Here is a 21,039-nt window from a genome sequence, read left to right on the forward strand (position 1 = left end):
TATTTTTAGCTAATGTTTTATTAAGCTCTTCTTAATTATTTATAAAATCAACTGCTTTTGCTAATGCTTCAGGAATTCCAGCTACATTTTTACCACCAGCAGTAGCAAAGAACGGCTGTCCTCCTCCTCCACCTTGAATGTACTTCCCAAGCTCACGAACCACTTGTCCGGCATTAAGATTTTTAGACGCTACTAATTCTTTAGAAATATAGCACGTTAACATCGGTTTGTCTTCTTCGGCAGTAGCCAAAACTAAAAACAAATTAGTCCCTAAATTTCCTAACTCATAGGCTAAATCTTTAGCACCTTCTGGATTCAAATCTACTTGAGTAGCCAAGAATTGAACGCCATTTACTTCTTGTATTTGAGAAGCTAAACTCGCTTTTAAATGCTTCACTTTGTCTTTCATCAAAGCCTCAATTTGCTTCGCCAACTTGGCGTTGTCTTCTTGCAAATTATGAACCGCTTTCAGAATATCTTGTGGGTTTTTCAAGGCCCCTTTAATCTCATTTAATGTATTTTCATAGGAAGCAAAATGCGCTTTTACTGCCTCACTTGTAATCGCTTCGATACGACGAATACCAGCCGCAACAGCACCTTCAGATACAATTTTAAAATGCCAAATTTCAGCGGTGTTGGTCACGTGAATTCCACCGCACAATTCCATGCTATCGCCAAATTTAATAGCACGAACGTTATCGCCATATTTTTCCCCAAACAAAGCCATTGCACCTTCGTCAAGAGCTTGTTGAATTGGAATACTACGTCTTTCAATTAATGGCAACTGCTCTTGAATTCGAGCGTTGACAAAATTTTCTACCGCCTCTAATTCTTCGTCGGTCATTTTAGAAAAATGCGAAAAGTCAAATCGCAAGTAATTTGGGTTTACCAACGATCCTTTTTGCTCCACATGCGTTCCTAAAATACTTCTTAAGGCTTGATGCATTAAGTGAGTAGCCGAGTGATTACGCGAAGACAAGGTTCTTAAATCGGTATTTACTTTTGCCACAAAGCTAGCTGTTACATTTTCAGGTAATTGCTTTGCCAAATGCAAAATCAAATTATTTTCTTTCTTGGTGTCGATGATTTCAATAGTTTCATTCGCCGAAACTAAAGTTCCTTTGTCTCCCACTTGTCCACCACCTTCTGGATAGAAAGGCGTGCTGTCTAAAACGATTTGGTACAAAACACCATCCTTTTTACTATCTACTTTTCTAATTCTAGAAATTTTAACTTCATTTTCAGTTTGGTCATACCCCACAAATTTTTCCACATTTCCAGGAATCAAAACCGACCAATCTTCTGTAGACACTTCAGAAGCAGCGCGCGAACGTGATTTTTGCTCCTGCATCGCTTTTTCAAAACCAGCTTCGTCTAATTGGTAGCCTCTTTCTCTTAAAATCAAAGCCGTTAAGTCAATTGGGAAACCAAAGGTATCGTACAATTCAAATGCTTTTTCTCCAGAAATTTCAGTTCCAGTAGTTTGATTCATCACATTTTCTAACAATTGCAATCCTTGATCCAAGGTTCTTAAGAAAGAAGCTTCCTCTTCACGAATCACATTGGTTACCAAAGTTTGTTGTGACTTGATTTCAGGGAAAAATTCACTCATTTGGTTCGACAACACCGCTACCAATTCATAAATAAAAGGCTCTTTGGTGTTTAAGAAGGTAAATCCGTAACGGATAGCACGACGCAAGATTCGGCGAATTACATATCCTGCTCCGGTATTCGATGGCAATTGACCATCTGCAATCGCGAAAGCTACTGCACGAACGTGATCGGCCACTACACGAATGGCAATGTTCGTTTTATTTTGTTCTTCTGAACTATTTTGTATTTCGTTTGAAGTATATTTCAAACCCGTGATTTGTTCTACTTTTTCAATTAGTGGAGTAAACACATCGGTATCGTAATTCGAAGTTTTTCCTTGCAAAGCCATACACAAACGTTCAAATCCCATTCCGGTATCCACGTGTTGTGCTGGTAGTTTTTCTAGAGAACCATCTGCTTTACGGTTGAATTCCATAAATACATTGTTCCAAATTTCCACCACTTGCGGATGGTCGTTGTTCACCAAGCTTTTACCCGAAACCAAGGCTTTTTCTGCTTCTGAGCGTAAATCCACGTGGATTTCAGAACAAGGTCCGCAAGGTCCTTGGTCACCCATTTCCCAGAAATTATCTTTTTTATTTCCTAAAATGATACGGTCTTCATCGATCAACTCTTTCCATAAATCCCAAGCTTCTTGGTCAAAAGGTACATTTTCGTCAGGATTTCCTTCAAAAACAGAAACGTACAAGTTTTCTTTTGGAATTTTATAGACTTCGGTCAATAATTCCCATGCCCAGTTGATGGCTTCTTTTTTGAAATAATCGCCAAAAGACCAGTTTCCCAACATTTCGAACATGGTATGGTGGTAGGTATCAAAACCTACATCTTCTAAATCATTATGTTTTCCTGAAACACGAAGACATTTTTGTGTATCGGCAATTCGTTGACTTTTTGGAGTTCCGTTACCTAAAAAGTATTCTTTAAACTGTGCCATCCCTGAATTGTTAAACATCAAAGTGGGGTCATCTTTAAGAACGATTGGTGCCGAAGGAACGATCAAGTGTCCTTTGCTTTGAAAAAAGTCCAAAAATTGTTTACGTACGTCTTGTGATTTCATTTGTAGTGTTTATTCGTTTATCAGCTTACTATTTTATTGGTTTCCGAACTTCGGAAGAACCAAATCAACAGCTCCCCTTTTTTTATTCTGAAAAAAGCTGCGAACCAATGAAACATTTATTAAATTTGTTCGACTAACTTTTTTGCGAAGTGCAAAAATAGGGTATTTTAAAATATGTCGAAAGTAAAATATTATTACGATTCTGAAAATCTGGCGTATCGAAAAATAAAAACTAAAAAAACAACGAAATTTGGTTTCGTTTTCTTGTTTTTATTGGCCTCTGCCTTATTTGGTTTTCTAAGTTTCGTGATTTTATTAAATACTCCCTATTTTGAAACCCCAAAAGACCGGTTACAAGCACGTGAAATTGACAATTTGAAATTGCATTATGCCATTTTAAATAAAAAAATAGACGAATTAAATGCTGTTACAGCAGCAATAGAAGATCGTGACAACAATTTGTATCGAACCTATTTTAATACCGCTCCCATTTCAGATGAAGAAAGAAAAGCTGGTTTTAAAACCAAAAATAGGTATGCCGAATTAGAAGGTTTTGACAATGCCGAATTGGTAAAAAACACCACTAAAAGAGTGGATGTCTTGAGTAAAGAATTGGCTATTCAATCCCAATCGTTGGATGAAATATTGAAATTAGCGAAAGCAAAAGACAATTTACTGAGTGCGATTCCGGCCATTCAACCGGTGAAAAATGAAAATTTAAGACGCATGGCGTCTGGTTTTGGGTACCGTTCGGATCCGTTTACTAAAGCGCGAAAGATGCACGAAGGAATGGATTTTACTGCCAAAACCGGAACCCCAATTTATGCCACAGGCGATGGTATAATTGTCAGAGCTGACAATACGGCATCGGGATTTGGGAATCATATGGTAATTCGACATGGGTATGGATACGAAACTTTGTATGCGCATTTAAGTAAATACAAAGCCCGCAAGGGACAACGAGTTAAAAGAGGAGATGTCATAGGATATGTAGGAAGTACAGGACGATCTGAAGCTCCTCATTTACATTATGAAGTTCATCAAAATAATAGAGCTGTGAATCCACTTAATTTTTATTACGGAAACATCTCAGCAGTGGAATATGTGGCCATTTCAAAATTGGCGAATCAAGAAAATCAATCATTAGACTAATGCACATCAATTTATCACCAGACAAAAGGTATTACAGTATTGGCGAAGTAGCCAAAGCATTTGACGTAAACGCTTCACTTATTCGTTTTTGGGATAGCGAATTCGACATTTTAAAACCCAAGAAAAATGCCAAAGGTAATCGTATGTTTACCCCTGAAGATGTTAAAAATCTCCAACTGATATATCATTTGGTCAAAGAAAGAGGCTTTACGTTAGAAGGTGCCAAAACGCATTTGAAAGAAGGTCAAAAGAAAACTCTAGACAAATTTGATATTATCAATAAATTAGAAACCATCAAGGCACAATTATTGAGTATCAAAAGCGAATTATAAATATCAACAATCATTAAAAAAAACAATTAAACAATCAACCTTAAATTTAATTAAACATGGACTTTAAAAAATTCTTACCTTGGATTATAGCAGCTGTAGTAGTATTTGGAATCTACGGTTGGGTAAAAGGAATCAACAACACGGCAGTAACTTACGAACAAGACATTAATGAGTCTTGGGGTAACGTACAAACTGCTTATCAAAGACGAAATGACTTGATTGGCAACTTAGTAAACACAGTAAAAGGAGCCGCTGATTTTGAAAAAAGTACATTAACTGCTGTAATTTCAGCTAGAGCCAAAGCAACTTCTGTAACTGTTGACCCAACAAATGTGAGCCCTGCACAATTGGCAGCCTTCAACTCGGCACAAAGCGGTGTAAGTAGCTCTTTATCTAAATTATTAGTATCAGTTGAAAAATACCCTGACTTGAAAGCCAATGAAAATTTCTTGAAATTACAAGACGAATTAGCCAGTACTGAAAACCAAATTTTAACTGCTAGAACTCGTTTCAATGAAGCAGTTAAACCATACAACACCCACATCAAAACCTTCCCAAATTCTATTTTTGCAGGGATGTTTGGGTTTAAAGAAAAACCGTATTTTGAAGCAGCTGTTGGAGCTGACAAACCTGTAGAAGTAAAATTCTAATTCAAAACAAAACCGACTCATGCAACCAGACTCTATTTTTTTAAGCAAAGAAGACGAAAACGAAATTGTAGCCGCTATTCAATTGGCTGAAAAAAATACGTCGGGTGAAATCCGAGTACACATAGAACAAACGACTTCCAAAGTTCCTTTTGACAGGGCTTTGGAAGTTTTTTATGAATTAAAGATGAATGAAACGCAATTGCAAAATGGCGTTTTGATATATTTGGCTAGTGCCGACAAACAATTTGTCATCTGTGGAGACAAAGGAATCAATGAAGTGGTAGCTACTGATTTTTGGGACAGTACCAAAGAAATTATGGCGGCTCAATTCAAACAAGGTAATTTCAAACAAGGATTAATTGACGGGATTACCCAAGCTGGAGAGCAGCTTAAAACTTATTTTCCTTGGCAAGCCGATGACACAAACGAATTATCAAACGAAATCTCAAAAGGATAATGAAAGCACTTTTACCTACTCCTACTTTTATTCAACTATTCGTTTGTTTATTATTTACACAAATTGGATTGGCACAATATACCATTCCAGAAAAACCCGAAATGCAAACTTCGGTCTACGACTATGCTAAAGTCCTTAGTGAAACCGAGAAAGCCCAACTGGAAGAAAAACTAGTACGCTATTCGGATTCTACCTCAACACAAATTGTCATTGTTACCATTGAAAGTTTGAAAGGTGAAGATGTAAGTCAACTAGCCACCAACTGGGCACAAACCTGGGGAATTGGTCAAGCCAAAGAAGACAATGGTGTCATTATTTTATTGGCGAAAGCTGAAAAGAAAATCGCCATCAATCCGGGTTATGGATTAGAAGATCGATTGACCGCAGGAACGGGTGGAGAAATTATTCGAAATATTATTATTCCGGAATTCAAAGCGGGAAGTTATTTCAACGGATTGGACAAAGGAACCACGGCTATCATTGATGTTTTCAAAGGCAAATACAAAGCAACACGAAAACAAAATAAAGGAGAGAAATTTCCAATTCTTCCTTTTATAGTGATCATCGTTATTGTCTTAATTCTTTTTTCAAGAAATAAAAAAGGGGGTGGTAATTCAGGTGGATCAGGTGGTTTTGGCGGAGGCCCAAGCATTTTAGACATTCTGGTTTTAAGCAGTCTTGCTAGCGGTAACCGAGGTGGTTTCGGAGGTTCGTCAGGTGGTGGATTTGGAGGCGGTGGCTTCGGAGGCGGTTTTGGCGGAGGCGGATTCTCTGGCGGTGGTTCCAGCGGAAGTTGGTAATTTATTTTGATTTCTGAAAAATTGCCACTTTATTTGTAACCCTAACTGTAGTAGATGCTTTCACATAAAACCAAATACGCACTCAAAGCTTTACTGTTTCTTGCTCAACAAGAACCCGGTTATATTGCGCGTACTATTGAAATTGCCGATACAGCCGCTATACCTAAAAAATTTCTAGAACAAATTTTATTGGATTTAAAACGCGCCCATTTAGTTGGCAGTAAACAAGGAAAATTTGGAGGTTATTACCTAATTAAATCCTCAAATGAAATTACAATGGCTGATATTCATCGGTTATTTGATGGTGCCATCGCATTATTACCTTGTGCTTCTTTGAATTTCTACGAACCTTGTTCTGATTGCAAAAGCGAGTCAGAATGTGCTCTGCGACACGGTTTAATAGCCATTCGCGAAGAAACTTTAAAGGCGATGCAAGGGATTACTATAGCTTCTTTAGTAAATAAATAAAAAAATATTTTTTAAACCCTACTATTTTGATAGAATTAATTATATATTTGCACCCGAAAACAAAAAAATTAATTATGAAAACGTATCCAATTCATTTTAGTGCGAAAAAAACAGTAAACCATTTTAGTCAACTTGAAAATTCCTTTCAATATATGTGTATGTGCTAGTTCTAAAAAAAATAATTTTAAACTCTACTAATCACATATAATTAAAATACAATGAAAATCAATACTTTACAAAACACAATTACAAGTCTATTTATACTAATTACAACTACACTTTTTGCTCAAGCCGATGTAGAAGGAATAGTCAAAGATAAAAACAACCAACCTTTAGAATTAGCCAATGTGCTTTTAAAAGGAACAAAATACAATACTACCACTGATGCCAATGGAAAATTTACTATTGACACTCGTGAACGATTACCTTTTACATTAATTGTTCAATATGTGGGTCACCAAACCGCTGAGGTTCGATTTACAACTTTACCAACTAGTCCTATTGAAATCATTTTGAAAAGCGAAAATCAATTGAATGACGTGGTAATTACTTCTAGACGTAGAATTGAAAAAGCACAAAATGTACCTATTCCAATCTCGGTAGTAGGTGGACGTCAAGCTGAACAAGCAGGTGCTTTTAATGTGAATCGTTTAAAGGAATTAGTACCTTCTGTACAACTATACTCTTCTAATCCTAGAAATACAACCATCAACATTAGAGGTCTTGGTTCTACTTTTGGCTTGACCAATGACGGAATTGATCCAGGAGTAGGATTCTATGTAGACGGAGTGTACTATGCACGTCCTGCAGCCACTACACTTGATTTTGTTGATGTGGATCAAATTGAAGTTTTACGTGGACCACAAGGAACACTTTTTGGTAAAAATACTACAGCAGGTGCCTTTAATGTTACTAGTCGTAAGGCGAGTTTTACATCGGGTGCTAACTTTGAATTGAGCTATGGAAATTATGGTTTCATTCAAGCAAAAGCTTCCATTACAGGAGCTTTAAGCAAAAAAATCGCCGCAAGATTATCATTTTCAGGAACGCAACGTGATGGATTATTGGAAAACGTAGTAACTGGAAAATCAGTTAACGATTTGAACAACCAAGGTTTACGTGGACAGTTGTTGTATACTCCAACTGAAAATACCGATATTACTTTGGCTGTTGATTATTCTAAACAAAGACCTGATGGTTATGCTCAAGTAGTAGCTGGTGTAGTTCAAACCAACAGAGCGGCTTACCGTCAATTTAACAATATCATCTCTTCATTAGGATATAGCTTACCAAGTACCAATCCTTTTGATAGAAAAATTGATCATGACACTCCTTGGCGCTCAGGCCAAGATTTGGGTGGTGCCTCATTGAACATTAATAGTAAAATTGGCAACGGAAAATTAACCGCCACCTCAGCATGGCGTTTCTGGAATTGGGATCCGTCAAACGATAGAGATTTTACTGGATTGTCTGTTTTACGTTTATCTCAAGCGACTTCAAAACACCAACAATGGTCACAAGAAATTCGTTATGCAGGAACATTTTTACCAAAAGTAACTGGAGTTATCGGTATTTTTGGAATTGGTCAAGATTTAAAAACCGACCCTTATCATATCGAAGAATCAGGCTCAGCACAATGGCGTTTCTCACAAGATTCAACTGATCCCCTTTGGCAAACCGCTGGTTTATTCAATGGTTATGGAATCAAAACTAAATCTACTTTAAATACAGTGAGTGGTGCTATTTTTGGTCAAACTGATTGGGAAATTACGGATAAATTACACTTGTTAACAGGTTTGCGTTACAACTATGATTCGAAAAAAATTGATTATAGTAGAACCACTTATGGCGGACTACAAACAACCAACTCTGCCTTATTAGCACTTAAGAAAAAAGTATATTCAGACCAGGCTTTTAAAGTGGATGTAGAAGATACTAACTTTTCTGGGAACATCACATTAGCTTATAAATTAGCAGAGAAAATTAACACATTCGCCACTTTTGCTAATAGCTACAAACCGATTGGAATTAATCTTGGTGGAATTCCTTCGGACGCCAATGGCCCAATTATCGAATTAGCCAAAGTAAAACCTGAAAAAGTAAATCATTACGAGTTGGGTATCAAAACTACTCCGTTTAACAATACTACTTTGAACTTGACTGTATTCAATACGGATATTGACAACTATCAAACCTTAGTACAAAGTGAAGATCCTACATTAAACAGAGGTTATTTAGCCAATGCTGAAAAAGTGAGAGTGCGAGGTTTTGAAGCTGATTCTAGAATTACTGTTAATCAGTACCTTTCCTTTAATGCAGCCTTGACCTATAATGATGGTAAATACATTAGTTTTAAAAACGCCCCTTTACCATTGGAAGAAACCGGATTGAAAGTAAATGGCGTTTCTATTTATTCTAAAGATGTTTCTGGGGGTAATTTACCAGGTGTTTCCAAATGGGCAGGAACCTTAGGTGGAGATTTATCAAAAGAAGGACAGTTTTTTGGTAACAAAGGAAGATTCTTTATTGCGATCGATTCGTATTCAAGATCAAGCTTTTCATCAAGTGCCACTCCTTCAAAATATTTGAATATTCAAGGATATAGCATCTTCAATGGCCGTGTTGGATTTAGAGCTTCAGAAGGACTATCTGTTTATGTTTGGGGAAGAAACTTATTGGACAAAAATTATTTTGAACAATTGTTGCCAGCCTCTGGAAATGCGGGACACTATGCTGGAGTTTTAGGAGATCAAAGAACCTACGGAATTACATTGCGTTACAATTTGTAATACCCTTTCATACTATTACAAACACCACATCCAATAAATTGAATGTGGTGTTTGTTTTTTTAAAAACTATATTTGCAAACTATGAAACTCGAATTTACTCCAATGAAAAAAATACACCTAGTTGCTTTCTTCCTATTTACAATGCTACTTTCATTGAATGCAACAGCCCAAAATGAAAAAGAAACCTTTCCTAAAATTACCGGATTTGTTGCTATTCTTCATCCTTTGGTAACTATTTCAGCGAATGAAACTATCACTAATTTTAAAGACTATTATGCGGTTGGAATGCCAATAGGTATTAATATTTGGAAAAGTGAAAAAATAGGATTTTCATTTGAAATCGTTCCTACCATAAAAAGCGATAGCCAAGTGAGTAAAGTAAGCAACATCCTTATTCATCCTGGGGTATTGGTTCGCTTAAAAAAAGGATTTACATTTGCGGGTAGAATTGCTTTTGAAACTTCTGGCCGATACGGTTTTACACCTGTTATTGCCAAAGTAATTAAAAAATACAAAGACCATAACTATTACGTTTCCATGCCATTTCCTGTTCGATTTGGTAATAATCACGAGACAACCGCTACAGTTGGATTTCAAGTAGGAATGGGGTTTTAACTACTAGAATTGCGTATTTAGTTTACTTTACTTTTCAATACTACTTTATGCAAATACTTGGGTAAAAATCGTTTTAAATAGATTCCTAACACTTCTTTCTTCCCAATATACACCTCAAATTTCTTTTGTTCCATGGCTCGAACCATTTTCGGAATGAAATCAGCCAGTAACATCCCATTAGCCGTGGTTTCACTATTTTTAATTTGCGGACTTCCATCAGCGGTTAAGGCATTAATAGCAACGTTAGTTTGAACAAATCCGGGACAGACTAAAGTGACAGCCACACCGTCTTTTTCATGTTCCATTCGCATCACATCAAAATATCCATGCAACGCGTGCTTGGCTGCGCAATATCCGGATCGATAGGGTGAACCGAATTTTCCCATTAAACTAGTCACTGTTACATAATGACCGGATTGATTTTGAATAAAATGTGGCAAAAGCGCTTTGGTTAAAGCAATAGTTCCAAAATAATCGACATCCATTATTTTTTTGTCTACAGCAAAATCGGTTTCAGCTATCAATGAACGCTGACTAATTCCGCCATTATTGACTAGAACATCTACTTTCCCATAAAACGAAATGGCTTTAGCCACTATAGCTGGAGTAGTATCAAAATCCAATAAATCAAAAGGCAATACTTCAATCAAAGCAGAAGGATAATTGGTCTTGATAGCCTGCAATGCCGCTTCATTTCGAGCCGATATAATTAACCTACTATTTTTGGCAACTAAGGCATGTGCTAACGCCTCTCCTATTCCGCTGGAAGCTCCCGTGATCCAAATGACTTTATTGTGTAAACTCATGCTGTGTTTTTTTTATAAAATTAAAATTAATATCTAGAAGACTGCTTTATATTTGCAAAAAAAATAAAAATGCCAATTCGTAAATTCATATATGCTTTTTTCTTATTGACTATAGGAATTAGTCATGCACAAACTGAAAAAAAAATTGACAACCAATCTATTCTTTGGTCAAGATATTACACCATAGTAAATCTAAATGAAAAATGGTCACTTCATTCGGAATTTGACAACAGACTCTTTTTAAAACCAGTTACTGAAAATCTATTTGTCATTCGTTCACAAGTTCGTTACAAGGCATCGAACTCGGTGGAATTAGGCGGAGGACTTGGTTTTTTTCATGTTGCAACACAAGATCCTGAAAACACGACTGATTTTATGATTCCCGAATACAGAGGGCAGCAAGACATTACTTGGAAAAACACCATTGGCAAAATTCAACTTAGTCAACGGTTTCAAATAGACGAACGTTTTATTCGAAATGCTTCCAAAACAGAGTTACTATCTGGCACTACATTTAATTGGCGATTCCGATTTAGAATTCAAGCGGAGTATGATCTTTGGAAAAAAGACAACCGTTTTTTGAAAACGATTGTTCACGAAGAAATCTTATTAAATGCCGGGAAATCCATTGTAAAAAATAAGTTTGATCAAAATCGAATTTATGCTGCCTTTCAATATGGAATAAACCAAAAAATTGCCATCGAATTAGGCTATTTGAATAGCTTTCAGCAAAGAGCTAGTGGTGTCGATTACTATGATCGCGATATCATTCGGTTTAGTATATTCCACAAATTGAAATTATAACATAAAAAAATCCCGACGAATCGGGACTTTTTGTATTATTTCTCTCTGATATAAATATCGATAGGCACTCCGGAGAAGTCCCATTTTTCTCTGATTTTGTTTTCCAAATACCTTTTGTACGGTTCTTTTACATATTGTGGTAAGTTAGCAAAGAACACAAACTGCGGCGTTTGCGTAGGCAATTGCATGCAATATTTAATTTTCACATACTTCCCTTTAGTCGCTGGTGGCGGATAGGCCTCCACTACTTTCAACATGAATTCGTTGAATTTAGAAGTTGGAATACGTTGTTGTCTATTTTCATACACCTGAACTGTTGCTTCTAAAGCTTTTAACAAACGTTGTTTGGTCAAAGCCGAAACAAAAAGAATTGGCACATCGGTAAACGGCATTAATTCTTTTCTGATTTTTTCTTCGTAATCGCGGGTTGACATGGTATCTTTTTCAACCAAGTCCCATTTGTTGACCAAAATCACCACTCCTTTACGGTTTTTCTCAGCCAACCAAAAAATACTTTGATCTTGGCCTTCAAATCCACGGGTAGCATCGATAATTAGGATACACACATCGGCATGTTCAATTGCTCGTACCGAACGCATTACCGAATAAAATTCCAGATCTTCTTTCACCTTAGCTTTACGACGGATTCCAGCAGTATCTACTAAGTTGAATTCAAATCCAAAACGGTCAAATTTAGTATCAATTGCGTCACGTGTCGTTCCTGCAATATCAGTAACAATGTATCGATCTTGTCCAATCAAAGCATTGATAAAACTAGATTTTCCTGCATTAGGACGACCTACTACTGCAAAACGAGGCAATACTACTTCTTCTCCTGTTGGTTCGGGTTTGATTGGAAACGCATCAATTAAGGCATCCAATAAATCGCCTGTTCCACTTCCAGAAATACTAGCAAAGGTATAATAGTCACCTAAACCTAGGTTGTAAAATTCGATGGCATCTTTTTCACGCATCGCATTGTCTACCTTATTGACAGCCAATAAAACGGGTTTAGTTACTTTACGAAGTAATTTGGCCACCGCATCGTCCATTGGGGTAATTCCTTCTTCGACATCCACCACAAAAATGATTACATCAGCTTCATCTATAGCTAATTCAACTTGTTTGCGAATTTCACCTTCAAAAATATCATCGGAACCACGTACATAACCACCGGTATCAATAACCGAAAACTCTTTTCCATTCCATTCACTTTTTCCATAATTTCGGTCACGGGTTACCCCTGAAACTGAATCTACGATAGCTTCTCTTCTTTGGATCAATCGGTTAAAAAGGGTCGATTTTCCTACGTTAGGTCTTCCTACTATGGCTACTATGTTGTTCATAATCTAATTTCAAATATTTTGCAAAGGTACACTATTATTTTGTAAGCTACTACAGTGGTGCGTGAAGGATGGGAGTAAAAATCCTTTGTTGCCCCTCTTGGGCAATAAAGATTGAAACGGATAGCCTGACCCTTGTGGTCACGCCAAAAAATTAGTTGTTGTAGCCAAAACGTTTTAGCATATTGGCATTGCTACGCCAATTTTTATTGACTTTGACATACAATTCGATGTGAATTTGTTTGCCAAAGAATTTTTCTAAATCGGCACGCGAGTCCATTCCTACTTTTTTCAAAGCAGCGCCTTTGTGGCCAATGATAATTCCTTTTTGGGTATCGCGTTCCACCATAATTAAGGAACGAATGCGAATGATATTTTCATCTTCAAAGAATTCTTCGGTAACGATTTCAACCGCATACGGAATCTCTTTGCTGTAGTTCAACAAGATTTTTTCACGGATGGTTTCGTTGACAAAGAAACGTTCCGGTTTGTCTGTCAATTGATCTTTGGGATAATAGGCTGGCGATTCAGGTAGTAATTCGATAATGCGACCAAAAACTTCTGGTACATTAAAATTTTGCAAAGCTGAGATTGGGAAAATTTCGGCATTCGGCACTTTTGCTGTCCAAAAAGCCACTTGCTCTTCCAATTGTTCTTGATTCGAATTATCGATTTTATTCAACAACAATAATACTGGAATTTTGGCGTGGATAATTTTATTAAAAAAGGCATCGTCTTTTAATTCTTGTTCGCCAATTTCGACCATATAAATCAAAATATCTGCGTCTTCAAAAGCCGACTTCACAAAGTTCATCATCGATTCCTGCATTTCGTAGGCCGGCTTGATGATACCAGGCGTGTCTGACAAAACCAATTGAAAATCTTCTCCATTCACAATCCCCAAAATTCTATGACGAGTGGTTTGTGCTTTAGAAGTAATTATGGACAACCTTTCGCCTACGAAAGCGTTCATTAAGGTTGATTTTCCTACGTTTGGATTTCCAATGATGTTTACAAAACCTGCTTTGTGTGCCATTTACTGCGTTTTAATTTTTGCAAAGGTAGTTATATCAAGCTAATAGAAGAAATAAAAGATTTTTAATTTTTTTTGTTGCAATAGTCAAATTTGGTTGTATATTTGCACTCGAAACATCGCGGGATAGAGCAGTAGGCAGCTCGTCGGGCTCATAACCCGAAGGTCACAGGTTCGAGTCCTGTTCCCGCTACTAAGACAAAACCTCAAAAGCAATTTTGAGGTTTTTTTATGCAAACAATTCAATTTATTTTGTTTACTTTAGTTTGTGTATCCATACTTACTTAAAGAAATTAAATTATATAAAATGAAAAAAACTATTGTATTGTTTTTTCTAAGTTTCGCTTTATCATCCTATGCTCAAACCAATCAAGAAATAGCCAAAAGCGCTTTAAAAATTGAAATGCTATTCCCGGAGGCTAAAACCAAAGCAGTCATTTTAAGTTATGATGACGGAGCAATGCAAGACAGACAATTGGTAGCCCTATTAAATAAATACAACCTAATAGGAACCTTTCATTTGAATTCAAATAAATTAGGAACTGACTCCTATTACAATTATTTAAACAAAGAGGAAATAAAAGAATTATTTAAAGGTCATGAAGTATCAGTTCATTCAGCCAATCATCCGAATTTACCGGACATTTCTAAAGTAGATGTTGTCTATGAAATTGTTGAAGACAGAAAAGAATTAGAACGTTTAGTAGGCTATCCTGTAAGAGGAATGGCCTATCCATTTGGCAATACCAATGATGCTGTCATTGAAACTATCAAGGGAACTGGAATAGAATATGCAAGAACAGTGGGTGATACTTATAATTATGAAATTCCAAAAGATTTATTAAGATGGCACCCAACAATGCATCAATTTGGAAAAGCCTATTGGGAGACAAATCAACCTGAAAAAGACAAAAAAGAACTGGCTCTTTTTTATAAAACTATTGAAGATTTTATGAATACAAAAGAGCTAGCTCTACTAGACATTTGGGGTCATAGTTGGGAAATGGGATCTGACCAAAAAAAATGGGAGGAAGCTGAAAAATATTTAAAACTAATTGCTAATAACCCAGCTATTTTTTACGCAAAACAAATTAATATTGTGGATTATATTACTGCTTTTAGAAATCTAAAATTCTCCGTTGATAAAAATATAGTAATTAATCCGAGTGCCCTAAAAGTGTATTTCAAAATTAACAATATTGTTTATACTGTTGAAGGGGGATCTACAATAAAACTCTTATAACATAGCTGCTATTCTTTACGTTCAAATAAATAATTTGCTTTTAACTAAATATTAATAGTCGTTGTATTTTATTCTGTAGAATAAACTTTAATTTTAACGACTATGAAAAAGAATAGTACAAAAGGTTTTTTCTTCAAACCCTATGAAGCTCCATTTGAGACTCCATTTGAAAAACTGTTTAAAATTTTCAAAGAGTTAATTACCCATACTTCAGGCGATTTTGACGAAGCAATCGATTGGCTGCGCCAATTGGATGTAGAATACAAATTGACTGATTCCAACTACACTATTGATGATTTTGTTGAAGACTTAAAAAAGAAAGGCTACATCAAAGAAGAAGTCGATGGCGATGGCAACTCGGGTACTAAAATCACTGCCAAAACAGAAAGAGCAATTCGGCAACAAGCACTGGATCAAATTTTCGGAAACCTGAAACAATCCAAAACCGGAAGTCACAATACTAAATCTTCTGGTAAAGGCGACGAACAAACTGGAGAATTCAGAGAATACCGCTTTGGTGACGGATTGGATAACATTTCGATAACCGAAAGTTTGCGTAATGCGCAAATCAATAATGGTTTGGATGAATTCAAACTCACCGAAAACGATTTGATTGTTGAGGAATCCAAATTCAAAGCACAAATGAGTACGGTGTTGATGATTGACATCAGCCACAGTATGATTTTGTATGGCGAAGACCGAATTACGCCTGCCAAAAAAGTAGCAATGGCTTTGGCCGAATTGATTACTACACGCTACCCAAAAGATACCATTGACATTTTGGTTTTTGGCAACGATGCCTGGCCCATCAAAATCAAAGATTTGCCTTATTTGCAAGTAGGACCGTATCATACGAATACGGTTGCCGGATTACAATTGGCCATGGACATGCTCCGCAGAAAACGAAATACCAACAAACAAATTTTCATGATCACCGACGGAAAGCCAAGTTGTGTTAGAGAGAAAAACGGCGACTACTACATGAATAGTAATGGACTAGATCCTTACATCACGGAGCAATGCTATAATCAAGCGGCTCAGGCTCGAAAATTACACATTCCGATTACTACGTTTATGATTGCCAATGACCCGTATTTACAACAATTTGTGAATCATTTTACCGAAGCCAATCAGGGAAAAGCGTTTTATACCGGCTTAAAAGGTTTGGGAGAAATGATTTTTGAAGATTACGAAACCAACCGAAAAAAGAAAATTAATTAGACATTCAAACTGAAATATGACACTAGATACCATCACTACCTTAGGTGAATTAAAAAAATCCAACTACGTTTCCAAGAACATAAAAGACGAATTACGAGACAACCTGCGTAACAAAATTAAAGCAGGTGAAGCAGCTTTTGAAGGCGTTCACGGATTTGAAAACACAGTAATTCCAGAATTGGAACGTGCTATTTTGTCGAGACATAATATTAATTTATTAGGGCTTCGTGGTCAAGCCAAAACACGTATGGCGCGCAAAATGATTGAATTATTGGACGAATACATCCCAGTGGTGGCCGGTTCCGAAATTAACGACGATCCTTTGAACCCAATTTCGCGTTTTGCCAAAGATTTAATTGCCGAAAAAGGAGATGCGACACCAATTGAATGGTTGCATCGTTCGGAACGATTTTTCGAAAAATTAGCAACACCCGATGTAACTGTAGCCGATCTAATTGGTGACATTGATCCAATCAAAGCCGCTACTTTAAAATTGTCTTATGCCGATGATCGAGTGATTCATTTTGGAATGATACCGAGAGCCAATCGCTGTATTTTTGTCATCAATGAATTACCTGATTTACAAGCGCGCATTCAAGTGGCTTTGTTTAATATTTTACAAGAAGGTGATATTCAAATCCGAGGTTTTAAATTGCGATTGCCTTTGGATTTACAATTCATTTTTACGGCCAATCCAGAAGATTATACCAATAGAGGGAGTATTGTTACACCGCTTAAAGACAGAATTGGTTCCCAAATTCTTACGCATTATCCGGAAACAATCGCCATTGCACGCACTATTACCCAGCAAGAAGCTAAATTGCTACACCAACAATCCGAAACGATTCACGTTCCTTCTTTAGCCAAAGATTTGTTAGAACAAATTAGTTTTGAAGCGAGAGAAAGTGAATACATTGATAGTAAAAGTGGGGTGAGTGCCCGTTTAAGTATTACAGCCTATGAAACATTATTAAGTACAGCTGAACGCAGAGCTTTGCAATCGGGAGTAGAAACAACTACTGTTCGTTTATCCGATTTTATGGGTATCATTCCAGCTATCACTGGAAAAGTCGAATTAGTTTACGAAGGCGAACAAGAAGGAGCCGCAGCTGTCGCACAACATTTAATTGGCGATGCCATTCACACCTTCTTTCCAGCTTATTTCCCAAAAATAGAAAAACTAGAACGCGACCTAGAAGCTAGCCCTTATGCCCAACTATTAGAATGGTTTTTTGCTGAAACTGGTATTGAACTATTAGACAACGCCACTGATGAAGAGTATCGAAATACCTTAGACGCAATACTTCCTTTGAATGATTTAATCGAGAAATACCAAGCTGATTTTCCATTGGAAGACCGCTACTTCTTAAAAGAGTTCATTTTATGGGGATTGGTTGAATACGATAAATTGAGCAAAGACCGATTCGAAAAAGGCTACCAAATTAAAGACTTGTATAGTAATTATATTAATAAACTGAAAAGTTAAAAGGAAAGCTATTATTTCTTAACTTATTAGTTCTTAATTAGTATTTTTGAAAAATATCCAGTTTCAATTTGAACACTACTTATTCGTACCAAATCTATTCCTCGGCTTCTCAACTTCCTGAAAATTGGAACGAATTGGCCGTTTCCACGATTTTTTTATCCAAAGAGTACCTTTCGATTTTAGAAAAATCGGCACCTGCTAATATGAGTTGCCATTTTATTGGACTATTTGAAAATGAGACTTTAGTGGGTATAGCAGTTTCTCAATTTTTAGATTTAAACCTGCTAGAATCTTTTGGTAATCGAGATAAATGTATCAAATCATTTATACGGAATATAGTATTCAAAAATTTCTGTTCCCATATCTTATTGATTGGAAACAATACTTTGACAGGTCAAAATGCATTTGTATTTTCTGAAAATGCCCATCCAACTGAGGTATTAAAAACACTAAAAAAATCTGTTTTAGCGCTAAAAGAAATTTTCAAGAAGCAAGGCAAAAAAGTCCATATGTGTGGATTAAAGGATTTTTGCGAACCGGAATTAAGCCGATTTGAAATACCTGAATTCAATCCTTATTTACGTTTTTCGACCCAACCCAATATGATTTTTAAAGTCAGAGACAATTGGAAAACCGAAGAAGATTATGTGGCTGCCTTGTCCAAAAAATACCGAGATCAATACAAACGCGCCCGAAAAAAGGCAAGCGGACTAGTTAAAAAACAATTGTCTTTAGAGGAAATTATAACGCAAGAAGAAGTAATTTATGATTTGTATTTACATGTAGCCAAAAGTGCCCCTTTCAATACGTTCTTTTTGCCCAAAAACCACTTTGCTGTTTTTAAAGCTCAACTGCAAGAGAATTTTTTATTCTATGGCTATTTTGAAAATGGAAAATTAATAGGTTTCAATACCTTAATTAAAAACGGAAGCGATTTAGATACCTACTTTTTAGGGTATGATGACAGCATTCAAAGAGAAAAGATGTTGTATTTGAATATGTTATACGACATGATTGGCTATGCCATCAAAGAACAATTCGAAACCATTATATTTGCTCGAACTGCCCTTGAAATAAAAAGTTCTGTAGGCGCAACACCTTTAAAAATGTTCGGCATGATGCGTCATGACAATACCTTTATCAATAGTCGTCTGAATTTCTTTTTTCACTATTTAGAACCCCAAACCGTTTGGACCGAGCGTCATCCGTTTCAGGATTAATTTTCTAATCCAAATTATCTATCTCTTCCTGAACAATTTCCCAGTCCAAAAGCAATTGGTCCAAGTCGGCTTTCTTTTTATTATAAGCAGTAAAGAATGAAGCGTCTTCAATATGTTTGTCGAAATTTGACGCTAGCATTTTATCATCGTGTTGGATGTCTTTTTCCAATTGTTGGATTTGACTTTCAATCTTACTTAACTTATTTTGTAACGACTTCCCTTTTTTCTGATCTTCGTAGGATACTTTTTTGTTTTCTTTTGGTGCTTCTTTTTTGGCAATGTCTTTTTTCTCGACTTCACGCATGTTTTCTAAATTGCGCTGTTCCAAGAAGAAGTTAATATCCCCTAAATATTCTTTGATTTTTTGGTCTTTGAATTCGTACACAATATTGGACATGCCTTGCAAGAAATCCCTGTCGTGAGAAACTAATAACAATGTTCCTCCAAATTTTTGCAAAGCCGCTTTCAGTACATTTTTCGACTTGATATCCAAGTGATTCGTCGGCTCATCCATCAACAACACATTGATGGGTTGCAACAACAATTTACACAAGGCCAAACGGTTTCTTTCGCCTCCAGAAAGCACTTTTACCTTCTTCTCAACATCATCGCCACGAAACAAGAAAGAACCCAACATATCACGCACTTTAGAACGATTCGTATCCATAGCCGCATCTTCCATAGTTTGCAACAAGGTAATTTCGCCATCCAAATATTCCGCTTGGTTTTGAGCAAAATATCCCAACTGTACATTATGACCTAATTTAATGGTGCCTTCGTATTCAAATTCGTTTACAATCGCCTTGATAAAAGTCGACTTTCCTTGTCCGTTTTGACCCACAAAAGCAATTTTACTTCCGCGTTCAACCAATAAATTAATGTCTTTTAAAATTGTTTTATCGCCGTAGCTTTTAGTCACATTTTCTGCCTCTACTACTACTCTACCTGGTTCTTTAGATACCGGAAACGAAATATTCATCACCGAATTGTCGTCTTCGTCGACTTCAATTCGCTCTACTTTATCTAATTTTTTGATTAAGGATTGTGCCATCGAAGCTTTGGACGCTTTGGCACGAAACTTCTCAATCAATTTTTCGGTTTCTTCAATTTTCTTAGCTTGATTTTTTTGAGTTGCCAATTGCTTTTCGCGAATTTCATGACGCAATTCTAAATATTGCGAATAAGGTTTGTTGAAATCGTAAGCCTTACCAAGAGAAATTTCAATCGTTCTATTAGTAACATTGTCCAAAAACATTTTATCGTGCGAAACAATCACCACCACCCCCGGAAAATTACGTAAAAATCCTTCTAACCAAATAATACTCTCAATATCCAAGTGATTCGTGGGCTCATCTAGCAACAAAATATCATTGGATTGCAATAATAATTTAGCCAACTCAATACGCATTCTCCAACCTCCAGAAAACGTCTCCGTTTGATTATTGAATACCTCTCTTTTAAAACCCAATCCTAACAGAATTTTTTCGGTATCGCCAACATAATTGTAGCCGCCTAACAATTCAAATCGGTGGGTGTAATCGGATAAATCATTAATAATTTGGGAATATTCTTCACTTTCATAGTCGGTTCTTGTAACCAATTGGTGATTGATTTCTTCCAACTTTTTTTCGACAATTTTAATTTCAGTAAACGCTTCATAAGCCTCTTCCAAAACCGTTCTTCCTTGTTCAAAATCGATGTCTTGACGAAGAAAACCCATCTTGATTTCTTTCTCTTGAGCGATACTTCCTGAATCTGGAGCAAAATCGCGCGCTAAGATTTTAAGCATGGTCGATTTACCAGCCCCATTTTTACCTACAAGACCTACTCGGTCTCCGGCGCCAAGGCGAAAAGTAACTTCTTCAAATAAATAAGAACCTCCGAATGAAACGGACAAATTGTGGATATTAAGCATAGTTTGTGACTAATGTTACAATGGTACTTTTAAA

At 36.4% G+C, this 21,039-nt stretch carries 18 protein-coding genes and 1 tRNA gene; 14 read left to right on the forward strand and 5 right to left on the reverse strand.

The features are described 5' to 3' along the window. Positions 1 to 31: 31 nt before the first annotated feature. A complete protein-coding gene (gene alaS, locus LPC21_RS00320; RefSeq protein ID WP_229317311.1) occupies positions 32 to 2,671 on the reverse strand; it encodes an alanine--tRNA ligase in 2,640 nt (879 codons plus the stop codon). 174 nt (positions 2,672 to 2,845) lie between these two features. On the opposite strand from alaS, the gene LPC21_RS00325 reads away from it, so the two are divergent. From LPC21_RS00325 to LPC21_RS00360, 8 genes are all read left to right on the forward strand, one after another. After that, on the forward strand, positions 2,846 to 3,823 hold the full coding sequence (locus LPC21_RS00325) for a M23 family metallopeptidase (RefSeq protein WP_229317313.1): 978 nt from the start codon (positions 2,846 to 2,848) through the stop codon (positions 3,821 to 3,823). Beyond that, positions 3,823 to 4,155: a MerR family transcriptional regulator gene (locus tag LPC21_RS00330; RefSeq protein WP_229317315.1), complete on the forward strand. Its 333-nt coding sequence runs from the start codon at positions 3,823 to 3,825 to the stop codon at positions 4,153 to 4,155. The genes LPC21_RS00325 and LPC21_RS00330 overlap by 1 nt, the downstream gene beginning before the upstream one ends. Before the next feature lie 56 nt (positions 4,156 to 4,211). Further along, on the forward strand, positions 4,212 to 4,805 hold the full coding sequence (locus LPC21_RS00335) for a LemA family protein (protein WP_229317318.1): 594 nt from the start codon (positions 4,212 to 4,214) through the stop codon (positions 4,803 to 4,805). A gap of 19 nt (positions 4,806 to 4,824) precedes the next feature. Continuing rightward, positions 4,825 to 5,262 carry a TPM domain-containing protein gene (locus LPC21_RS00340; protein ID WP_229317320.1) on the forward strand — a complete coding sequence of 146 codons (438 nt, stop codon included), beginning with the start codon at positions 4,825 to 4,827 and terminating at the stop codon, positions 5,260 to 5,262. Further along, positions 5,262 to 6,062, forward strand: a complete 801-nt coding sequence (locus LPC21_RS00345) for a TPM domain-containing protein (protein ID WP_420828057.1) — start codon at positions 5,262 to 5,264, stop codon at positions 6,060 to 6,062. The genes LPC21_RS00340 and LPC21_RS00345 overlap by 1 nt, the downstream gene beginning before the upstream one ends. Before the next feature lie 54 nt (positions 6,063 to 6,116). Then, a complete protein-coding gene (locus LPC21_RS00350) occupies positions 6,117 to 6,530 on the forward strand; it encodes an RrF2 family transcriptional regulator (RefSeq protein WP_229317322.1) in 414 nt (137 codons plus the stop codon). Positions 6,531 to 6,748: 218 nt separating this feature from the next. After that, positions 6,749 to 9,319, forward strand: a complete 2,571-nt coding sequence (locus LPC21_RS00355) for a TonB-dependent receptor (protein WP_229317324.1) — start codon at positions 6,749 to 6,751, stop codon at positions 9,317 to 9,319. A 102-nt stretch (positions 9,320 to 9,421) separates the two neighbouring features. Further along, entirely contained in the window at positions 9,422 to 9,934 is a 513-nt protein-coding gene (locus tag LPC21_RS00360; RefSeq protein ID WP_229317327.1) for a hypothetical protein, read from the forward strand. A 17-nt stretch (positions 9,935 to 9,951) separates the two neighbouring features. Here LPC21_RS00360 and LPC21_RS00365 read toward each other — a convergent pair whose 3' ends face one another. After that, the gene (locus LPC21_RS00365) at positions 9,952 to 10,740 is read right to left on the reverse strand and encodes an SDR family oxidoreductase (protein WP_229317328.1); all 789 of its coding nucleotides are present in this window, start codon (positions 10,738 to 10,740) and stop codon (positions 9,952 to 9,954) included. Between the two features lie 69 nt (positions 10,741 to 10,809). Between LPC21_RS00365 and LPC21_RS00370 the strand changes: the two genes are divergently transcribed. After that, positions 10,810 to 11,544: a DUF2490 domain-containing protein gene (locus tag LPC21_RS00370; protein WP_229317329.1), complete on the forward strand. Its 735-nt coding sequence runs from the start codon at positions 10,810 to 10,812 to the stop codon at positions 11,542 to 11,544. Between the two features lie 35 nt (positions 11,545 to 11,579). Here the strand turns inward: LPC21_RS00370 and der are convergent, their stop codons facing one another. Then, the gene (gene der / locus LPC21_RS00375) at positions 11,580 to 12,890 is read right to left on the reverse strand and encodes a ribosome biogenesis GTPase Der (protein ID WP_229317330.1); all 1,311 of its coding nucleotides are present in this window, start codon (positions 12,888 to 12,890) and stop codon (positions 11,580 to 11,582) included. 151 nt (positions 12,891 to 13,041) lie between these two features. After that, on the reverse strand, positions 13,042 to 13,923 hold the full coding sequence (gene era, locus LPC21_RS00380; protein ID WP_229317332.1) for a GTPase Era: 882 nt from the start codon (positions 13,921 to 13,923) through the stop codon (positions 13,042 to 13,044). Positions 13,924 to 14,040: 117 nt separating this feature from the next. Here era and LPC21_RS00385 point away from each other — a divergent pair. The 5 genes from LPC21_RS00385 to LPC21_RS00405 all read left to right on the forward strand — a co-directional run bounded on the left by LPC21_RS00385 (position 14,041) and on the right by LPC21_RS00405 (position 19,090). Then, positions 14,041 to 14,113: transfer RNA gene (locus LPC21_RS00385), tRNA-Met, on the forward strand. A 114-nt stretch (positions 14,114 to 14,227) separates the two neighbouring features. Continuing rightward, the gene (locus tag LPC21_RS00390; protein ID WP_229317334.1) at positions 14,228 to 15,163 is read left to right on the forward strand and encodes a polysaccharide deacetylase family protein; all 936 of its coding nucleotides are present in this window, start codon (positions 14,228 to 14,230) and stop codon (positions 15,161 to 15,163) included. 102 nt (positions 15,164 to 15,265) lie between these two features. Beyond that, positions 15,266 to 16,384 carry a vWA domain-containing protein gene (locus LPC21_RS00395; RefSeq protein ID WP_229317336.1) on the forward strand — a complete coding sequence of 373 codons (1,119 nt, stop codon included), beginning with the start codon at positions 15,266 to 15,268 and terminating at the stop codon, positions 16,382 to 16,384. A gap of 16 nt (positions 16,385 to 16,400) precedes the next feature. Beyond that, the gene (locus LPC21_RS00400; RefSeq protein ID WP_229317338.1) at positions 16,401 to 17,870 is read left to right on the forward strand and encodes a magnesium chelatase ATPase subunit I; all 1,470 of its coding nucleotides are present in this window, start codon (positions 16,401 to 16,403) and stop codon (positions 17,868 to 17,870) included. A gap of 68 nt (positions 17,871 to 17,938) precedes the next feature. Beyond that, on the forward strand, positions 17,939 to 19,090 hold the full coding sequence (locus tag LPC21_RS00405; protein ID WP_229317339.1) for a peptidogalycan biosysnthesis protein: 1,152 nt from the start codon (positions 17,939 to 17,941) through the stop codon (positions 19,088 to 19,090). Positions 19,091 to 19,094: 4 nt separating this feature from the next. Here LPC21_RS00405 and LPC21_RS00410 read toward each other — a convergent pair whose 3' ends face one another. Further along, the gene (locus LPC21_RS00410; protein WP_229317340.1) at positions 19,095 to 21,005 is read right to left on the reverse strand and encodes an ABC-F family ATP-binding cassette domain-containing protein; all 1,911 of its coding nucleotides are present in this window, start codon (positions 21,003 to 21,005) and stop codon (positions 19,095 to 19,097) included. Positions 21,006 to 21,039 lie beyond the last annotated feature (34 nt).

The sequence above is a fragment of the Flavobacterium ammoniigenes genome (genome assembly GCF_020886055.1).
Lineage (GTDB): Bacteria > Bacteroidota > Bacteroidia > Flavobacteriales > Flavobacteriaceae > Flavobacterium > Flavobacterium ammoniigenes.